The 15,378-nt window shown below is 63.8% G+C and carries 14 protein-coding genes; 11 read left to right on the top strand and 3 right to left on the bottom strand.

Features of this window, described 5'->3' with window-relative positions; genetic code table 11:
* The first annotated feature begins 177 nt into the window (after positions 1 to 177).
* The 8 genes from R8L07_05825 to R8L07_05790 all read left to right on the top strand — a co-directional run bounded on the left by R8L07_05825 (position 178) and on the right by R8L07_05790 (position 8,733).
* The gene (locus R8L07_05825) at positions 178 to 984 is read left to right on the top strand and encodes a UDP-2,3-diacylglucosamine diphosphatase (GenBank protein MDW3205045.1); all 807 of its coding nucleotides are present in this window, start codon (positions 178 to 180) and stop codon (positions 982 to 984) included.
* Positions 985 to 1,011: 27 nt separating this feature from the next.
* Positions 1,012 to 2,139: a glycosyltransferase family 1 protein gene (locus R8L07_05820; protein ID MDW3205044.1), complete on the top strand. Its 1,128-nt coding sequence runs from the start codon at positions 1,012 to 1,014 to the stop codon at positions 2,137 to 2,139.
* Positions 2,140 to 2,236: 97 nt separating this feature from the next.
* Positions 2,237 to 4,057, top strand: a complete 1,821-nt coding sequence (locus R8L07_05815) for an ABC transporter transmembrane domain-containing protein (GenBank protein ID MDW3205043.1) — start codon at positions 2,237 to 2,239, stop codon at positions 4,055 to 4,057.
* 5 nt (positions 4,058 to 4,062) lie between these two features.
* Positions 4,063 to 4,788, top strand: coding sequence for a lysophospholipid acyltransferase family protein (locus R8L07_05810; protein MDW3205042.1), 726 nt, complete (start codon positions 4,063 to 4,065; stop codon positions 4,786 to 4,788).
* Positions 4,785 to 6,074 (top strand): 3-deoxy-D-manno-octulosonic acid transferase, encoded by a 1,290-nt coding sequence (locus R8L07_05805; GenBank protein ID MDW3205041.1) that lies wholly within the window; start codon positions 4,785 to 4,787, stop codon positions 6,072 to 6,074. Before R8L07_05810 ends, R8L07_05805 begins: the two co-directional genes overlap by 4 nt.
* A 35-nt stretch (positions 6,075 to 6,109) precedes the next feature.
* Positions 6,110 to 7,054, top strand: coding sequence for a tetraacyldisaccharide 4'-kinase (gene lpxK, locus R8L07_05800; protein MDW3205040.1), 945 nt, complete (start codon positions 6,110 to 6,112; stop codon positions 7,052 to 7,054).
* Entirely contained in the window at positions 7,044 to 7,949 is a 906-nt protein-coding gene (locus R8L07_05795) for a lysophospholipid acyltransferase family protein (GenBank protein ID MDW3205039.1), read from the top strand. The genes lpxK and R8L07_05795 overlap by 11 nt, the downstream gene beginning before the upstream one ends.
* Positions 7,950 to 7,959: 10 nt before the next feature.
* Entirely contained in the window at positions 7,960 to 8,733 is a 774-nt protein-coding gene (locus R8L07_05790) for a class I SAM-dependent methyltransferase (GenBank protein ID MDW3205038.1), read from the top strand.
* Here the strand turns inward: R8L07_05790 and R8L07_05785 are convergent.
* Together R8L07_05785 and xseA are read right to left on the bottom strand one after the other, a co-directional pair.
* A complete protein-coding gene (locus tag R8L07_05785) occupies positions 8,718 to 9,581 on the bottom strand; it encodes a M23 family metallopeptidase (protein MDW3205037.1) in 864 nt (287 codons plus the stop codon). The genes R8L07_05790 and R8L07_05785 overlap by 16 nt on opposite strands.
* Positions 9,581 to 11,083 carry an exodeoxyribonuclease VII large subunit gene (gene xseA, locus R8L07_05780; GenBank protein ID MDW3205036.1) on the bottom strand — a complete coding sequence of 501 codons (1,503 nt, stop codon included), beginning with the start codon at positions 11,081 to 11,083 and terminating at the stop codon, positions 9,581 to 9,583. The genes R8L07_05785 and xseA overlap by 1 nt, the downstream gene beginning before the upstream one ends.
* A 172-nt stretch (positions 11,084 to 11,255) precedes the next feature.
* Between xseA and purD the strand changes: the two genes are divergently transcribed.
* The 3 genes from purD to R8L07_05765 are packed head-to-tail and all read left to right on the top strand — an operon-like array spanning position 11,256 to position 14,207.
* Positions 11,256 to 12,527, top strand: coding sequence for a phosphoribosylamine--glycine ligase (gene purD / locus R8L07_05775; protein MDW3205035.1), 1,272 nt, complete (start codon positions 11,256 to 11,258; stop codon positions 12,525 to 12,527).
* A gap of 15 nt (positions 12,528 to 12,542) precedes the next feature.
* Positions 12,543 to 12,830: a hypothetical protein gene (locus tag R8L07_05770; protein MDW3205034.1), complete on the top strand. Its 288-nt coding sequence runs from the start codon at positions 12,543 to 12,545 to the stop codon at positions 12,828 to 12,830.
* A 27-nt stretch (positions 12,831 to 12,857) separates the two neighbouring features.
* Positions 12,858 to 14,207 carry a TldD/PmbA family protein gene (locus tag R8L07_05765; GenBank protein MDW3205033.1) on the top strand — a complete coding sequence of 450 codons (1,350 nt, stop codon included), beginning with the start codon at positions 12,858 to 12,860 and terminating at the stop codon, positions 14,205 to 14,207.
* Between the two features lie 7 nt (positions 14,208 to 14,214).
* Here the strand turns inward: R8L07_05765 and R8L07_05760 are convergent, their stop codons facing one another.
* The gene (locus tag R8L07_05760) at positions 14,215 to 15,378 is read right to left on the bottom strand and encodes an isochorismatase family protein (protein ID MDW3205032.1); all 1,164 of its coding nucleotides are present in this window, start codon (positions 15,376 to 15,378) and stop codon (positions 14,215 to 14,217) included.

Here is a 15,378-nt window from a genome sequence, read left to right as displayed (position 1 = left end):
CTATACGTTGCGTGTCGTTTCTATGTTCTGAATGTTAAACTTAAATGAAACTCAAGTAAGAATGTGGTTTTTACTTATTTCTTTCATACTTGATCCGTATTCCCTCGCCAGTAAGGACGGAGCTGTGAAGGGCCTGGCTTGACTGAAGCCGGGGCTGAGGGAAAGGCGGATACGGATATGCACGGATTTCGTGGCGTAAGTCGTTACCGGACGGTCTGGGTGTCCGACACGCATCTGGGAACGCGGGGCTGCAAGGCCGATTTCCTGCTGGATTTCCTGCGCCATACCGAATGCGAGACACTATATCTGGTCGGCGACATCATCGACGGATGGCGCCTGAAGAAGTCCTGGTACTGGACGGAAACCCAGAATGAGGTCGTGCGAGAAATCCTGAAGAAGACCCGCAACGGCTGTCAGGTAATCTATGTGCCCGGCAATCACGACGAAGTACTCAGGGACTACACGAATCTGTTCTTCGGCGGCGTGTTGGTGAAGGAAGAGGCCATCCATCAGGGGGCCGACGGCCGGCGCTACCTGATCATCCATGGCGACAAATTCGACTCCGTCGTCAAATACGCCAAATGGCTCGCCCATCTCGGCGACTGGGCCTACACGGTTCTGCTGTCGACCAACCACTATTTCAACATGCTGCGGCGCTGGCTGAACCTGCCCTACTGGTCGTTGTCAGCTTTCCTGAAGCAGAAGGTCAAGAACGCGGTCGAATTCATCAGCCATTTCGAGGAGGCGGTTGCCCATGAGGCCCGCAGTCGCGGTGTGGATGGGGTCGTCTGCGGCCATATTCATCACGCGGAAATGCGAGAGATTGACGGCATCCTGTACTGCAACGACGGCGACTGGGTGGAGAGTTGCACCGCCCTGGTCGAGCATGCCGACGGCAAGCTTGAAATCGTGCGTTGGGCGGAAATGCCGGAACAGGTCTCCGCACCGGAACCCAAGCGGCTGACCAGCAAGGTCCCCGCCTGACCCCCAGAGAGATCGAACGGAGCAGTCATGGCGGCCCCCCTGTCCCGTCCTGAATCCATTGCCGATGATTCCATTGCACGCGACGTCGCCGCGATTCCCGGTCGCCGATTGGTGATCGTCAGCGATGCCTGGTTCCCGCAGATCAATGGGGTGGTTCGGACCCTGGACCGTACGCGTCAGGAGCTGGAGACCATGGGGCTGGATGTGCATGTCATCGGGCCGGATCGGTTTCGTACCATTCCCTGCCCGACCTATCCGGAAATCCGCCTGGCGGTCGACGCGGTCTGGCGTCTGCCAAGATTGTTGGCGGGCTTGATGCCGGCGGCGGTTCATATCGCGACCGAGGGACCGTTGGGCAGCATTGCCCGCCGTTTCTGCCGGAAGCACGGTCAGGCCTTTTCCACCAGTTTTCACACCCGTTTCCCGGAATACATTCACGCAAGGTGTCGCCTGCCGGTCGATATCACCTATTCCTGGATGCGACGGTTCCATGGGGATGCGGAGGTGACGATGGTTACCACGCCAACCATGAAGGCCGACCTTGCCGGGCGTGGCTTCCAACACCTGGAGGTGTGGTCACGGGGGGTCGATCTCGACCTGTTCCGGCCGCGCTCCAAGGACTTTCTGCCCTACCCGCGTCCGATCTTCATGAATGTCGGCCGCGTTGCGGTGGAAAAGAATATCGGCGGCTTCCTGGACCTTGCCCTGCCGGGCACGAAGGTTGTCGTGGGGGGCGGACCGCAGTTGGAAGAGTTGCGCCGAACCTACCCGGACGTGAAGTTCCTGGGGCCGAAAACCGGGGAGGAACTGGCCGCGCATTACGCGGCGGCCGATGTCTTCGTCTTCCCCAGCCGGACCGATACATTCGGTCTCGTCCTGCTGGAAGCGCTGGCGTCGGGCGTGCCGGTGGCGGCCCTGCCGGTACCGGGCCCGATCGACGTGATCGGCGCTCATCCGTGCGGCGTTCTGGATGAGGATCTGCAGCGTGCGGCCATTCGGGCGCTGGAGATCGATCCGGACGCCTGTCGGCGGCATGCCGAAACCTTTTCCTGGCAGGCCTGTTCCCGTCAGTTCCTGCGCAATCTGCAGCCCGTCGCTCAGGCGCTGGTGCCACAGGAATCCAGCGCGGCGTCCAGCCCCGCCGAGGCTGTCTGATACCGATTTCCAGCTGCCGCGCGACGTGACGCCCCATGCGACGCATGCTATAGGGCGCCGACTTTCCTGTTAACACGCAAGCGGATAGCGGCAAGCGGTGGCCAAGCAAAGCATCGGCGAGAAAATCCGAAACCGGATTGGACTGGACGCGACCACGCGCACCATGACGGTACGCCTTTGGCGCGACTACATGTCCGAACACAGATGGTGGGTGATCTTCGCCGCCTTCTGGATGGTCGTCGTGGCGTCGACTTCGGCCGGGATCGCGGGATTGCTTGAACCGACCCTGGACCGTGCTTTCGCTCAGCGCAGTGAATTCTGGATCTGGGCCTGCGCCTTTGGATTTCTCGGTTTGTCCGTGTTGCGCGGGGCCGCAAGTTTCGCCCAATCGGTCACAATGCAGATGGTCGGTCTTCGGGTGATCGAAAAAATCCAGAACCAGATGTTCCATTCCTTCCTGCGGATCGAAATTCGGTTCCTTGAAAACGAAGGCACCGCGAAGCAACTCTCCCGTTTCATCAGTGATTGCTACTTGCTGCGCGACGCGGTGACCAAGGTCTTTACCGGCGCTGGACGGGACAGTGTGACCCTCGTCTTCATGATCGGCGTCATGTTCTACCAAAACTGGGAACTGTCATTGTTCTCGATAGTTTTTTTCCCGATCAGCGTCCTGCCCATCGCGCGGATCGGCAAGCGACTGCGCAAGGTGTCGGAGGCGACCCAGAACGAATTCGCCGAAATGACCTCGGTCCTGGACGACAGCCTGTCCAACGCCCGGTCGGTGCGCGCCTATTCGATGCAGGACTATGAACAGCGGCGTGGCGCAGACGCGTTCCGCAAGACCTATAAACTGGTTTTGAAAGCGGTCCGGACCCGGGCGCTCAGCTATCCGATCATGGAAACCTTGGCCGGGTTTACCCTGTTCACCATCATCGTGATAGGCGGACATCAGATTCTGGCCGGCGAACAGACGGTCGGGTCGTTCATGTCCTTCTTGGCGGCCGTTTTCATGGCCTACCAGCCGATGCGCAGTCTCGCCAGCCTCAACAACACGCTGCAGGAAGGCCTCGCCGCCGCCGGCCGTTGTTTCAAGATCGTTGACTACGACCCGAAGATCAAAAATCTGCCGGACGCCAAACCGCTGAGGGGCGGCAAGGGCCGGGTTACCCTGGAAGGTGTAGTGTTCACCTATGACGGGGAAGCCGCGGTGCTGAACGGGGTCGACATCGATATCGCGCCGGGGGAGACCGTTGCCCTGGTCGGGCCGTCGGGTGCGGGCAAGACGACGGTGCTGAACCTGATCCCGCGCTTCTACGACGTCACCGCGGGCCGCGTGTTGATCGACGGCGAGGATGTGAAAGCGGCGACGCTGGATTCGGTCGCGGCGCAGATCGCCCTGGTCAGCCAGGAGCCGGCGCTGTTCAACGACACGATCCGTGCCAACATCGCCTATGGTCGTTTCGGCGCGTCTCAGGACGAGATCGAGGAAGCGGCCCGCAACGCTGCGGCGCACGACTTCATCATGGGACTGCCTGAAGGTTACGACACCATGGTCGGCGAACAGGGGCTGCGGCTCAGCGGTGGTCAGCGCCAGCGTATTGCCATTGCGCGTGCCATGCTGAAACAGGCGCCGATCCTGCTGCTGGACGAGGCCACATCGGCGCTGGATGCCGAATCCGAACGCAAGGTTCAGTCTGCTCTGGAGCGCCTTATGGTCGGACGGACGACCATCGTTATTGCGCACCGCCTTGCGACGATCCGCCGGGCGGACCGCATTTATGTAATGGAGGCCGGCCGCGTTGCCGAAACCGGCACGCATGACGAACTGGCGCGCAAGGGCGGTCTGTATGCCCGGCTCAGCAAGTACCAGTTCCAGGAGACCCCGGACACGACCTCTTCGGGCGGACGGGAGGACTGACGCGCATGGGGGCGTTGAAGCGGCTCACCAAGCAGGCCTGGTTCCACCGCCTGATGTGCGGCCTGATCGCGTGGTATATTCGTTTCGTGCGCTACACGTCCCGCTGGGAGGTCTCCGGCACGGAAGACCGGGACCGCCTGATGGCCGAAGGTCAGCCCTATATCATCGCCCTGTGGCATAACCGGATCGGCATGATGCCCTATGCCTATGCCGAAAAATCGCATGAGCTCTGTGTCGTCGCCTCCGGCCACCGCGACGGGCGTATCGTGATCGACGCGATGGGCCGCTTCGGGTTTGAGGGGATCCCGGTCGACAGCAAGGACGGCGCCAAGGCGACGCGGGCCATCGTGAAGCGCCTGAAGGCCGGCGGCCATGTTGGGTTCACGCCAGACGGCCCGCGCGGTCCGCGCCTCGTGGTCAAGGAAGGGATGATCGTCATCGCCTCCCTGGCGAAAGTGCCGATCGTGCCGGTGTCCTATGCCATGAAACGGCGGAAGGTGTTGGGAACCTGGGACAGGTTCCAACTGCCGCTTCCGTTCAACCGGGGCGTTTGCCGCTGGGGCAAGGCGATCGAACTGCCGCCGCGGGCCGATGAGGCAACCCGCGAAGAATACCGCCGGCGGATCGAGCACATCCTGAATGAGATGACCGACGCCTGCGATCGCGAAATGGGTCACGATCCGGTCCTCCGCGCGGATGGCGATGCAGCACCTTCAGGGGGCGGCGTATGATCGCGCGGGGCATCTATCTGGCTGCTACCGCCTTGGCGGCACCGCTGATCGATCGCTATCTGGACAGGCGGCTCGCACGCGGCAAGGAGGATGCCCAACGCTTCGGCGAACGGCGTGGCCAACCCGGGCGCCCCCGACCGGAAGGGCCTCTGGTCTGGATTCACGCCGCCAGCAATGGAGAGGCCATGTCGGCCTTGCCGCTGGTCCAGCGACTTCTGGAACGCGACCCGAAGGGCCATGTTCTTGTCACGACGGGCACAGTGACGAGCGCGCGTCTGATGGCGACCCGGCTCCCGGATCGTGCGATCCATCAATATGTGCCGGTTGACCGTCCAGCCTGGGTGCGGTCCTTCCTAAAGCATTGGCGGCCGGATGCCGGAATCTGGGTCGAATCCGAATTCTGGCCCGCCTTGATCTGGGAAATGCGTCGGGCCGGCAAGCCGATGGCTCTCGTTAACGGTCGGGTGTCGCGCAGATCGCTGAGGCGGTGGCGTCGAATTCCGGGCATAGCGGGGGACCTGCTGGACGGGTTCAGGCCCTGCCTGGCGCAGACACCGGACGATGCAGCCCACCTGCGGGATCTCGGTGCAGCCGGGGCCGATTGCGTCGGAAACCTGAAACTGTCGGTTCAGCCGCAGGCGGTCGACGGCAAGGTGCTGGAAACCGAACGTGCCCGCCTGCGCGGCCGTCCGGTCTGGGTCGCCGCCAGCACGCATCCGGGTGAAGAGGACATCGTCGCCGAGGCGCATCGCCATCTGGCTTCGGGCCGGCCCGACATTCTGACAATCCTGGTGCCGCGCCACCCGGACCGCGGCGTGGCGATAGCCGAGGCCTTGCGGGCAAAGGGTTTGTCCGTCGCGCTAAGGTCTGAGGGGATGGAGGTCGCACCGACGACGTCTGTCTATGTCGCCGACACTCTGGGCGAACTTGGGCTCTTCTACCGATTGGCGCCGGTTGCCCTGGTTGGTGGCAGCCTGTGCGGCGGTCATGGTGGGCACAACCCGATAGAACCGGCGCAATTGGGATGCATCCCGCTTTGTGGACCGGACATGGAAAATTTCTCCACGGTAGCGGCCGATCTCCTGACCCGTGGCGGCATGACCCGTGTCGCAGGCGCGATGGAACTGGCGCAGACCGTTGGCGGGTTGCTGGATGAGGCAGGGCGGCGAAAGGCCATGGTGAAGGCCGCAGCCCAGGTGACCACCGAAGGCGCCGCGACGGTGGACAGGGTCATGGCACGTCTGGCGCCAATCCTGCCGCCGGTCGCCCAGGGCGCGGGCCGATGAGGCCACCCGGCTTCTGGACGGAGGCGCGGCCCGGGATGGCTGCAGGGCTCCTGACGCCCCTGTCATGGCTCTGGCGGGCCGGCGGGGCATGGCGACGGGGCCGGGCGCGGCCATACCGGCCGACCATTCCCGTCCTTTGTATCGGGAATGCCGTGATGGGGGGGGCAGGCAAGACGCCGGTTGCACGGGACCTCGCCCTCGCTCTGCAACAGGCGGGGCACCGTCCGCACATTCTCACGCGCGGTTATGGCGGCACGGTCGCCGGCCCTCAATTGGTGGATCCGGCTGTCGATACGGCCGCGACAGTCGGCGACGAGGCCCTGCTGCTTGCTCGCACGGCGCCGGTCTGGGTGTCGAGAGACCGGCCGTCCGGCGCGCGCGCTGCCGAGGCAGCCGGCGCGACACATATCGTCATGGATGATGGCTTTCAGAATCCGTCCCTGCTCAAGACGGTGTCTGTTCTGGTCGTCGATGCGCAGACGGGGTTCGGAAACGGATGCGTCTTTCCGGCCGGACCGTTGCGCGAACCAGCATCCGCCGCCTTGGAACGGGCCGATGTGATCGTGCTGATGGGGGATTTCGATTGCCCCGAACCGAAGGAAGTCGCCGCCACAACCGCTCCCCGGTTGCGGGCCGCCATGCGGGTGCCGGAATTGCCGTTGCCACGGGGCAGCGACTGCGTCGCCTTTGCCGGGATCGGACAGCCGGAAAAGTTTTTTGCCACCGCCGAGGCGATCGGACTAAAACTACAGGGACGCCGAAGCTTCCCGGATCACCACCCCTATTCGGACGCAGAGATGCAGGCATTGGTCCAGCAGGCGCGCGATTGTGGCGCGCAGCTCATCACGACAGAGAAGGATGCCGTGCGCGTGCCGCTCCGGTTCGCTGAGGCGGTGACGGCCATCCCCATTGTCCTTGAGTGGCAGGGTGGGAGGGCCCTGTTGGACACCATCCGGTCGGAGTTTCCCGATGTCGTTTAACGAGGCTTATCGACGCCGCGGCATATCCGGCATTGTCGTCTATGCATTGCAGGCCGCAGCGATCCAAGGATCCTTGGAGACGCTCAAGGTCCTGCCGCTGTCCTTTGCATCCGGATTCGGCAGCCTGCTGTTCCGAACCGTTGGCCCCTTCCTGAAAGCCGACAAGGTCGCACGCCGTAATCTGGCGCGGGCCTTTCCCGATTGGGATCAGGCGCAGATCGACAAGACGGTTCGGGATGTGTGGGACAATCTGGGGCGTGGCGCGGGCGAATTCTCACATGTCACCAAAATCGACCCGACCGCGCCGGACAGCCCGGTGACGGTGGTCGGTCTGGAAAATCTGCTGAATGCGAAGGAAAAAGGCGCCTTTATCCTGCTGTCGGCCCATATTGCGAATTGGGAGATGGCGGCGTTGGTGCCGGCCTATTACGGCATCCGTCTGAACAACATCTACCGACATGCCGACAATCCCTGGATGGACAAATACTTCCGGCGCAAGCGCGGCGCACTGACAGGGCGCCTGATTCCGAAGGGCGTCAAAGGGATCCGGGAAATCTACGCCGGCCTGAAACGGGGAGAGCCGGTCGGCGTCCTGATCGATCAGAAACTGAACGAGGGTCGTCCGATCCCGTTCTTTGGTCGCGACGCTATGACGGCCACGGCGCCGATCGAAATGGCGGTCCAGATGAAACTGCCGATCATCCCCGTCCAACTGGAGCGCGTCGAGAAAACGAAGTTCATCCTGACCTTCCACCCGCCGATGGATCTGCCGGATACGGGCGATCGGGGTGAAGACGCGATTACCATCATCAAGACATTCAACGCCATGCTGGAATCCTGGATCCGAAAACGGCCCGGTCAGTGGTTCTGGGTGCACAAGCGCTGGCCGGATTGAGGGTTGAACCATGCCGGAACAGGAGTTCAAGGATCATTTCTCCGGCATGGCGGCGACCTATGCGCAGTTTCGCCCGCGTTATCCGGACAGTCTGTTCGAGGCATTGGCGGCGCGCGCGCCTGCCCGTGGGCTGGCTTGGGATTGCGGTTGCGGAAACGGTCAGGCCTCCGCCGGGCTTGCCCGGTATTTCGAGGCGGTTATTGCAACCGACCCCAGTGCGGCACAGATCGATCGCGCGGACCCCATCGACAAGGTGGCGTTTCATGTTGCGGCCGCCGAAGCCGCCCCCCAGGTGCCGGACGGGGCGGTTGATCTGATCGTCGCGGCACAGGCAGCCCATTGGTTCGACCTGCCGCGCTTCTATGATGAGGTTCGCCGTGTGTCGCGACCGGGCGCCCTGCTGGCCCTGGTGTCGTATCGTCCCACACGGATCGATGACCCGGGGGCGGATGCGGCCCTGCAGCACTTCTATGCCAACGTCGTCGGCCCCTACTGGCCGCCCGAGCGCCGCCATGTCGACGAGGGCTATGCGTCGCTGGACTTTCCCTTCCCGGAAGAGAACGGGCCGGACATGGTCATGGACGTTTCCTGGACGCTGGACAGGCTGGTCGACTATGCCGGCACCTGGTCGGCGGTGAAGGAGTATCGACGCCTCGAAGAGACGGATCCGCTGCCGCAATTGCGCGACGGTCTGGCCGCCGTCTGGGGCGACCCAGAGGCCGCGAAACGGATTTACTGGCCGCTGGCCTTTCGGCTCGGTCGGGTTGGTCAGTCCGGCGTGTAGGACGGGCCGGGCATCGGGCCAGCGAACAGCGAAGCGTCCAGGCGCTTGTCGAACCAATTGATGCGCCAGTCCAGATGCGGGCCGGTAGAGCGCCCGGTTGAACCGACCGTCCCGATCACGTCGCCCTTCTTGACGAACTGACCTTCCTTCACGGCGATCGACTTCAGATGCAGGAAGGTCGAGGCGAGGCCGCGTCCGTGATCAATCATCAGTGTCGCGCCCGAAAAGTACATGTCCGGATGTGCCAGGCTGACTGTGCCATCCGCGGGGGCAACGACTTCCGTGCCCTCCTTCGCGGCGATATCGATGCCGTAATGCGGCTGTTTCGGCTCGCCGTTCAAAACCCGCTGACTGCCGAAGACACCGGTGATCCGGCCCCGAACGGGCCAGATCCAGCCGGTTTCGTACCAGGCATCGGGCGTGTTGCGGTCGCGGGCGGCGCGGGCGGCCGCGGCATCGGCTGCGATGCGTTCCATGACTTCGGGCGGTGGGTCGACCTTGTCCTGCGGCAGGCCGTCGATGCGCTGGATGTCATAGGTCCTCGGCTCGACCCGCAACGGATAGGCCTTCTTTGTGCCGTCCGGCAGTGTCACACGCAAAACCGTGTCGTCGGGCTCGTCGCGATGGAATCCGATGATAAAACCGCCGTCCTCGCCGACGATGACGGGGATGCCGTCATACTCCACAGTGCTGCCCGGCGGTACCTTGCCCTTGGCGTGACCGCCCTGAACCAGCAAGCCATCCAGCATCAGGCCGCCCTGTGCCCAGGCGGGCAGGCTGAATACGGGCAGTGCGAATACGGGCAGCGCGAAAAGCAAACAGATCAGGGCAAGCATCGATTTGCGCATCAGAACAGCTCCTCCTGGGTGGCGTCGCCGGCGGGTTTTGCGGCGGGTTTCCGTTTTTTGGGCGCCGCCGTCTTGCCGCCATCCGAGACCAGCGCATTGATCCGCGTGTCGTCGTTGAATTCGATTTCGATACCCATGCCCCCCGACAATAACGCCCCGTCGGTAACAAGGTTGCCATCTGAATCCCGCACAACGGTATAGCCGCGTGCCAGGGTTCCCTTGTAGCTGAGGGCTTCAACGGCGCTGCCGGCGCGATCCAGGCGGCCTTCCAAATCCGTCAGGCGGCGCGCAACCGCCACCGGCATGCGGGTTTCTGCCTGAAGGTCGGTCAGCCGTCGTACATCCCGTCGCAGGGCCGATCGCGCGGCCCGGTCCATGCGGTCCGACCTTTCAGCAAGCTTTTCACTGGCAGCGCGGATCTGTTCGGCCGGGGAGCGCAGACGGGCGCCCAGCGTGGTCAATCGATCCTCCCGGCGCTCGGCGCCGCGGCGGGCGGCCTGCTGCAGGCGCTCGGACAGGTCATCCAGCCGCTGTTCCTTAGTTTCCATCATCCGCTTCGGATGCGGCAGGCCGCGCGCCAGACCCTCCAGGAAGCGGGCACGGTTCTCGATGCCGCGCGTGGCGGCGTGAATGATGCGCTGGGCGAAGCCATTCAGATCGGCCAGCAGGTCGGTGCGCACCGGAACTGCGATTTCCGCAGCCGCCGTTGGTGTCGGGGCGCGCCTGTCACTGGCAAAATCGATCAGCGTCGTGTCGGTCTCATGCCCGACCGCTGAGATCAGCGGGATCTCGCCTGCGGCGGCTGCGCGCACCACGATTTCTTCGTTGAAGGACCATAGATCCTCCAGGGATCCACCGCCGCGCGCGACAATCAGCAGGTCCGGGCGTGGAACCGGACCCCCCGGGGCGATTCGATTGAATCCCTCGATGGCGGCGGCGACCTGCTCTGCCGCCCCGTCGCCCTGAACCAGTACGGGCCACAGCAGCACATGGCGTGGGAAGCGGTCGGCCAGACGGTGCAGAATGTCGCGAATCACCGCACCTGTGGGCGAGGTGACGACGCCAATGACCTCCGGCAGAAATGGTAGACGGCGCTTGCGATCCTCATCGAACAGACCTTCGGTCGCCAGTTTGCGTTTGCGTTCCTCAAGCAGCTTCAGCAACGCGCCTTCGCCGGCCAGTTCGACCTGCTCGATGACGATCTGATATTTGGAACGGCCGGGATATGTCGTGAGGCGGCCCGTGGCGATGATTTCCAGCCCGTCTTCTGGTCGAACCGTCAGCTTGTTCGCCGTGCCGCGCCAGCAAACGGCATCCAGCACGGCGTCCTGATCCTTCAGCGCCATGTAGAGATGGCCCGACCCTGCGCGTTTGAAACCGGAGATTTCGCCGCGAACCCGGACATAGGAATAGGAATCCTCGACCGTGCGTTTCAGCGCGCGGGACAGTTCGGAGACGGAGAGTTCCTGGACGTTGCGTGTCATGGGGCGCCAGATTGGCATGCTCCGTCCTTCAGGAAAACGGTCTGTCGCCGGAAATGACGATTTTGGCACTCCCGGGCCGGCGCAAGGCGGTTTGTCTGATCCGCCGAAAGTGCTATGTCGTGGGGCGCGCGGCGGGTCGTCGGCCGCGCCCTTCCGGAAGTGTCATCGCAAGCATAAAAGAGGCAGCGCAATGCGGGTTTTGGTCATCGGGTCCGGCGGACGGGAACATGCGCTGTGCTGGGCCATCGCGGCATCGCCGTTGCTGACGAAACTCTATTGTGCGCCGGGCAATGCCGGGATCGCTCGCGAGGCCGAATGCGTCGCCATCGGCGCGGAGGATGCGGACGCTATTCTGGATTTCTGCAAGCGCGAGAGGGTCGACCTGGTAGTCGTCGGCCCGGAAGCACCGCTGGTCGCCGGCCTGGCCAACCGACTGCGGGCCGAAGGGTTCCGCACTTTCGGGCCCGATGCCGCGGCGGCGCAGCTTGAGGGGTCCAAGGGCTTCAGCAAGGATATCTGCGCGAAGTACAATATTCCGACCGCCGCCTATCGCCGCTTCACGGAGGCTGAGGCCGCGAAGGACTACATCCGGGCGCAGGGCGCGCCGATCGTCGTGAAGGCCGATGGTCTGGCCGCGGGCAAGGGCGTTACCGTCGCGATGACCGAAGGGGAAGCGATTGCCGCGGTCGATGCCGCGATGAAGGACGGCGCGTTCGGCGCGGCCGGTGCGGAACTTGTGATCGAGGAATGCATGGTCGGGGAGGAACTGTCCTTCTTTGCATTGGCGGATGGTGAAACTGCGTTGCCGCTGGCCTCGGCCCAGGATCACAAGCGGGTCGGCGACGGTGATACCGGACCCAATACCGGGGGCATGGGGGCCTATTCCCCGGCGCCGGTCTGCACGCCGGAAATCGAGAAGCGCATCATCGACGAGATCCTGACCCCGACTGTCGATGCGATGAAGGCCGAAGGCGCGCCCTTCAAGGGGGTGTTGTTCATCGGCCTGATGATTACCGAGGAGGGGCCGAAGGTCATTGAGTACAATGTCCGCTTCGGCGATCCGGAATGTCAGGTGCTGATGATGCGTCTGCAGTCGGATATCCTGCCGGCGTTGATCGCAACGGCGGACGGAACCTTGAAGAACTTCGATCTGCGCTGGCAGCCCAAGGCCGCGATGACGGTGGTTCTGGCCAGTGACGGCTATCCGGGGACATATCAGAAGGGAACGGTGATCCGGAATGTCGACGGGGCGGAGGCCGACCCCGATGTTACCGTCTTCCATGCCGGCACGGCGCGCAACGACGCGGGAGAACTGATTGCGACCGGCGGGCGGGTCCTGAATGTCACCGCTGTCGGAGACACGGTGCGTGCCGCGCGGGACAGCGCCTATGCCGCGGTGGATCTGATCCAGTGGCCGGAAGGTTTCTGCCGCCGCGATATCGGCCATCGCGCGCTGGACTGATCGGCGGGGCGCGCGATGCAGGATCTGGCCGTCTCTGTCATCGACCGCCTGTCCCTGCTGTTCGAGGCGCCGCCCTGGATCGTCCTGCTGACCCTCGTGTTTGTGGTGGTCCTGGTCGTCGGGATCGGAATCGTCCTGCGGGAGGGACGGGCTTCGCACAAGGGCCCGAACTGGGAGCGGGACCCGGAAGAAATGCAGGACCTTTCTCCCAATCTACGGCGCGCCCGGATGCAGATGATCGCCGCGGGCATCGCCATGGTCTTCATTCTGATCATCGCCGCCTTAAATCTGATGTCGAACTGACCCATACGAAATCGCAAGTGAGGTTGCATGACCGCCGATACCGACGCTCTTTCCCTGATCCAGGACCTTGTCGACCGTGCGAAGAAAGCCGGCGCCGACGCAGCCGATGCGGTGGCGGGCCTGTCCACCTCCGTCAGTCACGCCCAGCGACTGGGCAAGACGGAAAAGCTGGAGCGCGACGAGTCCCAGGATCTCGGGCTGCGGGTTCTGATCGGCAGGAAGCAGGCGATCGTGTCATCCAACGACTGGAAGGCGGACGGCCTGGACCTGCTGGTCGAACGCGCTATTGCCATGGCGAAGGCCGTCCCCGACGATGAGTATTGCGGGATCGCGGACCCGGATCAGATTGTCGGCCCGGATTATCCGGTGCTGGAAATGTTCGATCCTGAAGAGCCATCCGCGGAAACGCTGATCGAGCGTGCCAAGGAGACCGAGGACGCGGCGCTGGCCGTCGAAGGCATCACCAATTCCGAAGGGGCCGAGGCCTCCTGGTCTCACTTCCGCATTGCGCTGGCTGCCAGCAACGGTTTTGCCGGCACCTATGAGGGCAGTCGCCACAGTGTCGGGGTCTCGGTCCTTGCCGGATCGGGGACGGAGATGGAATCGGACCATGATTACGCAACGAAGATTTTCGGTGCGGACCTGCCGTCCTTTGCCGAGATCGGACGCACCGCCGCCGACCGGGCGCTGAAAAAGCTGGGCGCCCGCAAGCCGCCGACGGCGCATGGTGTGCCGGTGATCTTCGATCCCCGCGTTTCTGGCGGCATGGTTCGCCATCTGACCGGCGCCATCAACGGATCGTCCGTCGCCCGCGGGACGTCTTTCCTGAAGGACCGGATGGGAGAGCAGGTCATGGCCGAGGGCATCACCATCGTCGATGATCCGCATATGGACCGTGGGCTGGCGTCAAAGCCCTTCGATGCGGAGGGCCTGCCCAACAAGCGTCGAAATCTGGTCGACCAGGGCGTGCTGCAGACATGGATTCTGGATCTTCGTACCGCGCGGCAGTTGGGGCTGGCCTCGACCGGCCATGCCAGCCGAGGCACCGGCGGTCCACCCGGTCCGTCTACGACCAATACCCATCTGGCTGCCGGAACGGTGTCGCCGGAGGACCTGATCGCGGATATCGAGCAGGGTTTCTATGTCACATCCGTCATGGGCATGGGCGTCAGCATGATCACCGGCGATTACAGTCGCGGTGCGTCCGGCTTCTGGATTGAAAACGGTGAGATCGCCTATCCGGTGAACGAGGTCACCATCGCGGGCAATCTGAAGGACATGTTCCTGGCGATGACCGCCGCCAACGACCTGGAGTTCAAGTATGCCACGAATGCGCCGACCATCCGGGTGGACGGGATGACGGTCGCCGGCACCTGATCCGGCACTACCGAACGCGCTCGGATCGGCGTTCCAGCCGCAACACGTCGCGCCATTGGCCCGCCATCGGCCCCATCGGCATGATGGCGGCGGCGCGCTGCCGTCCCAGGCAGCGGAATCCATGGGCGGCATGCAGGATCAGACTGGCCTTGTTTTCGGGGAAGATGCCGGCCGTGAGGGTCCAGATGCCGGCCTCTTCGCTTTTCGTCACGAGGTCGCCCAGCAGGGCGTGACCGACACCGCGTCCCTTGGTCCGGTCCGCCACATAGATCGATACTTCACAGATGCCGCGATAGACCGGCCGGGCGGATACCTGGGACAGCACCGCGAAGCCCAGGAGCGATCCGTCGGGGGCCTCGGCGATCAGGCGGGGCGCCGCCAGTTTTCCGGACGAAAACCCGTCCCAATCTCCGGGATCGGTCTGGAAGGTCGCATGCCCGGTTTCGATGCCTTCCGCATAGATCGCCATCACCGCATCGGCGTCATCCGACGTCATTGCCCGGATGGTGCAGTCGTGCCGGCGCGGCGGTCCTTCGACGGCCAGGGCGTTCAGGTCGCAGACCCAGCCGAACAGATCGCCTTCGCTGGCAATCAGGTCCAGGGCCCGATCGTGATCATCCAGTTCCAGTGCCGCGCAACAATCGGCGACCGTCAGGCAGGTGTAACCCCGGTCGACCGCCTCGCGCAGGGTGGTGTGGACGCAGCAGGAGGTCGTGACCCCGCACAGGATCAGATGGGTGATGCCGCGCTGCCGCAGGCGGGTGTCGAGGTCGGTCGCGTGGAAGGCGCCAAAGCCAGGCTTGTCGATTACGGGCTCACCCGGTTGGGGGCGCAGTCGGTCGATGAAGTCGTGACCGACTTCTCCGCGGATCAGGAATCGGCCCAATGGTCCCTCGCTGACCGGGCCGCGCCGTGCGCGCTTGGCGGCGTGCATGTCCGACAGGTCCGGGGCATAGCCTTCGCGGGTGTGAAAAACCGCATGTCCCTGCACCCGCGCCCATTCCGTCAGACGCTCCACCCGGGGCACGATGGCGCGGGCGAAGGCGGGGTCGTCGCCCAGGACGGCGCACATCCCCTGTGGATCGATGAAATCGCGCTGCATGTCGATGACCAGCAGGGCGGTCCTGCCGCCCGATGGCAACTTCAGGCGATGCCCGCCCCGGCATGTCAC

Source organism: Alphaproteobacteria bacterium (assembly GCA_033344895.1).
Taxonomy (GTDB): domain Bacteria; phylum Pseudomonadota; class Alphaproteobacteria; order UBA8366; family Aestuariispiraceae; genus Pacificispira.
The sequence above is the reverse complement of the archived record's forward strand: the minus strand, read 5'-3'. Positions and strand labels throughout refer to the sequence as shown.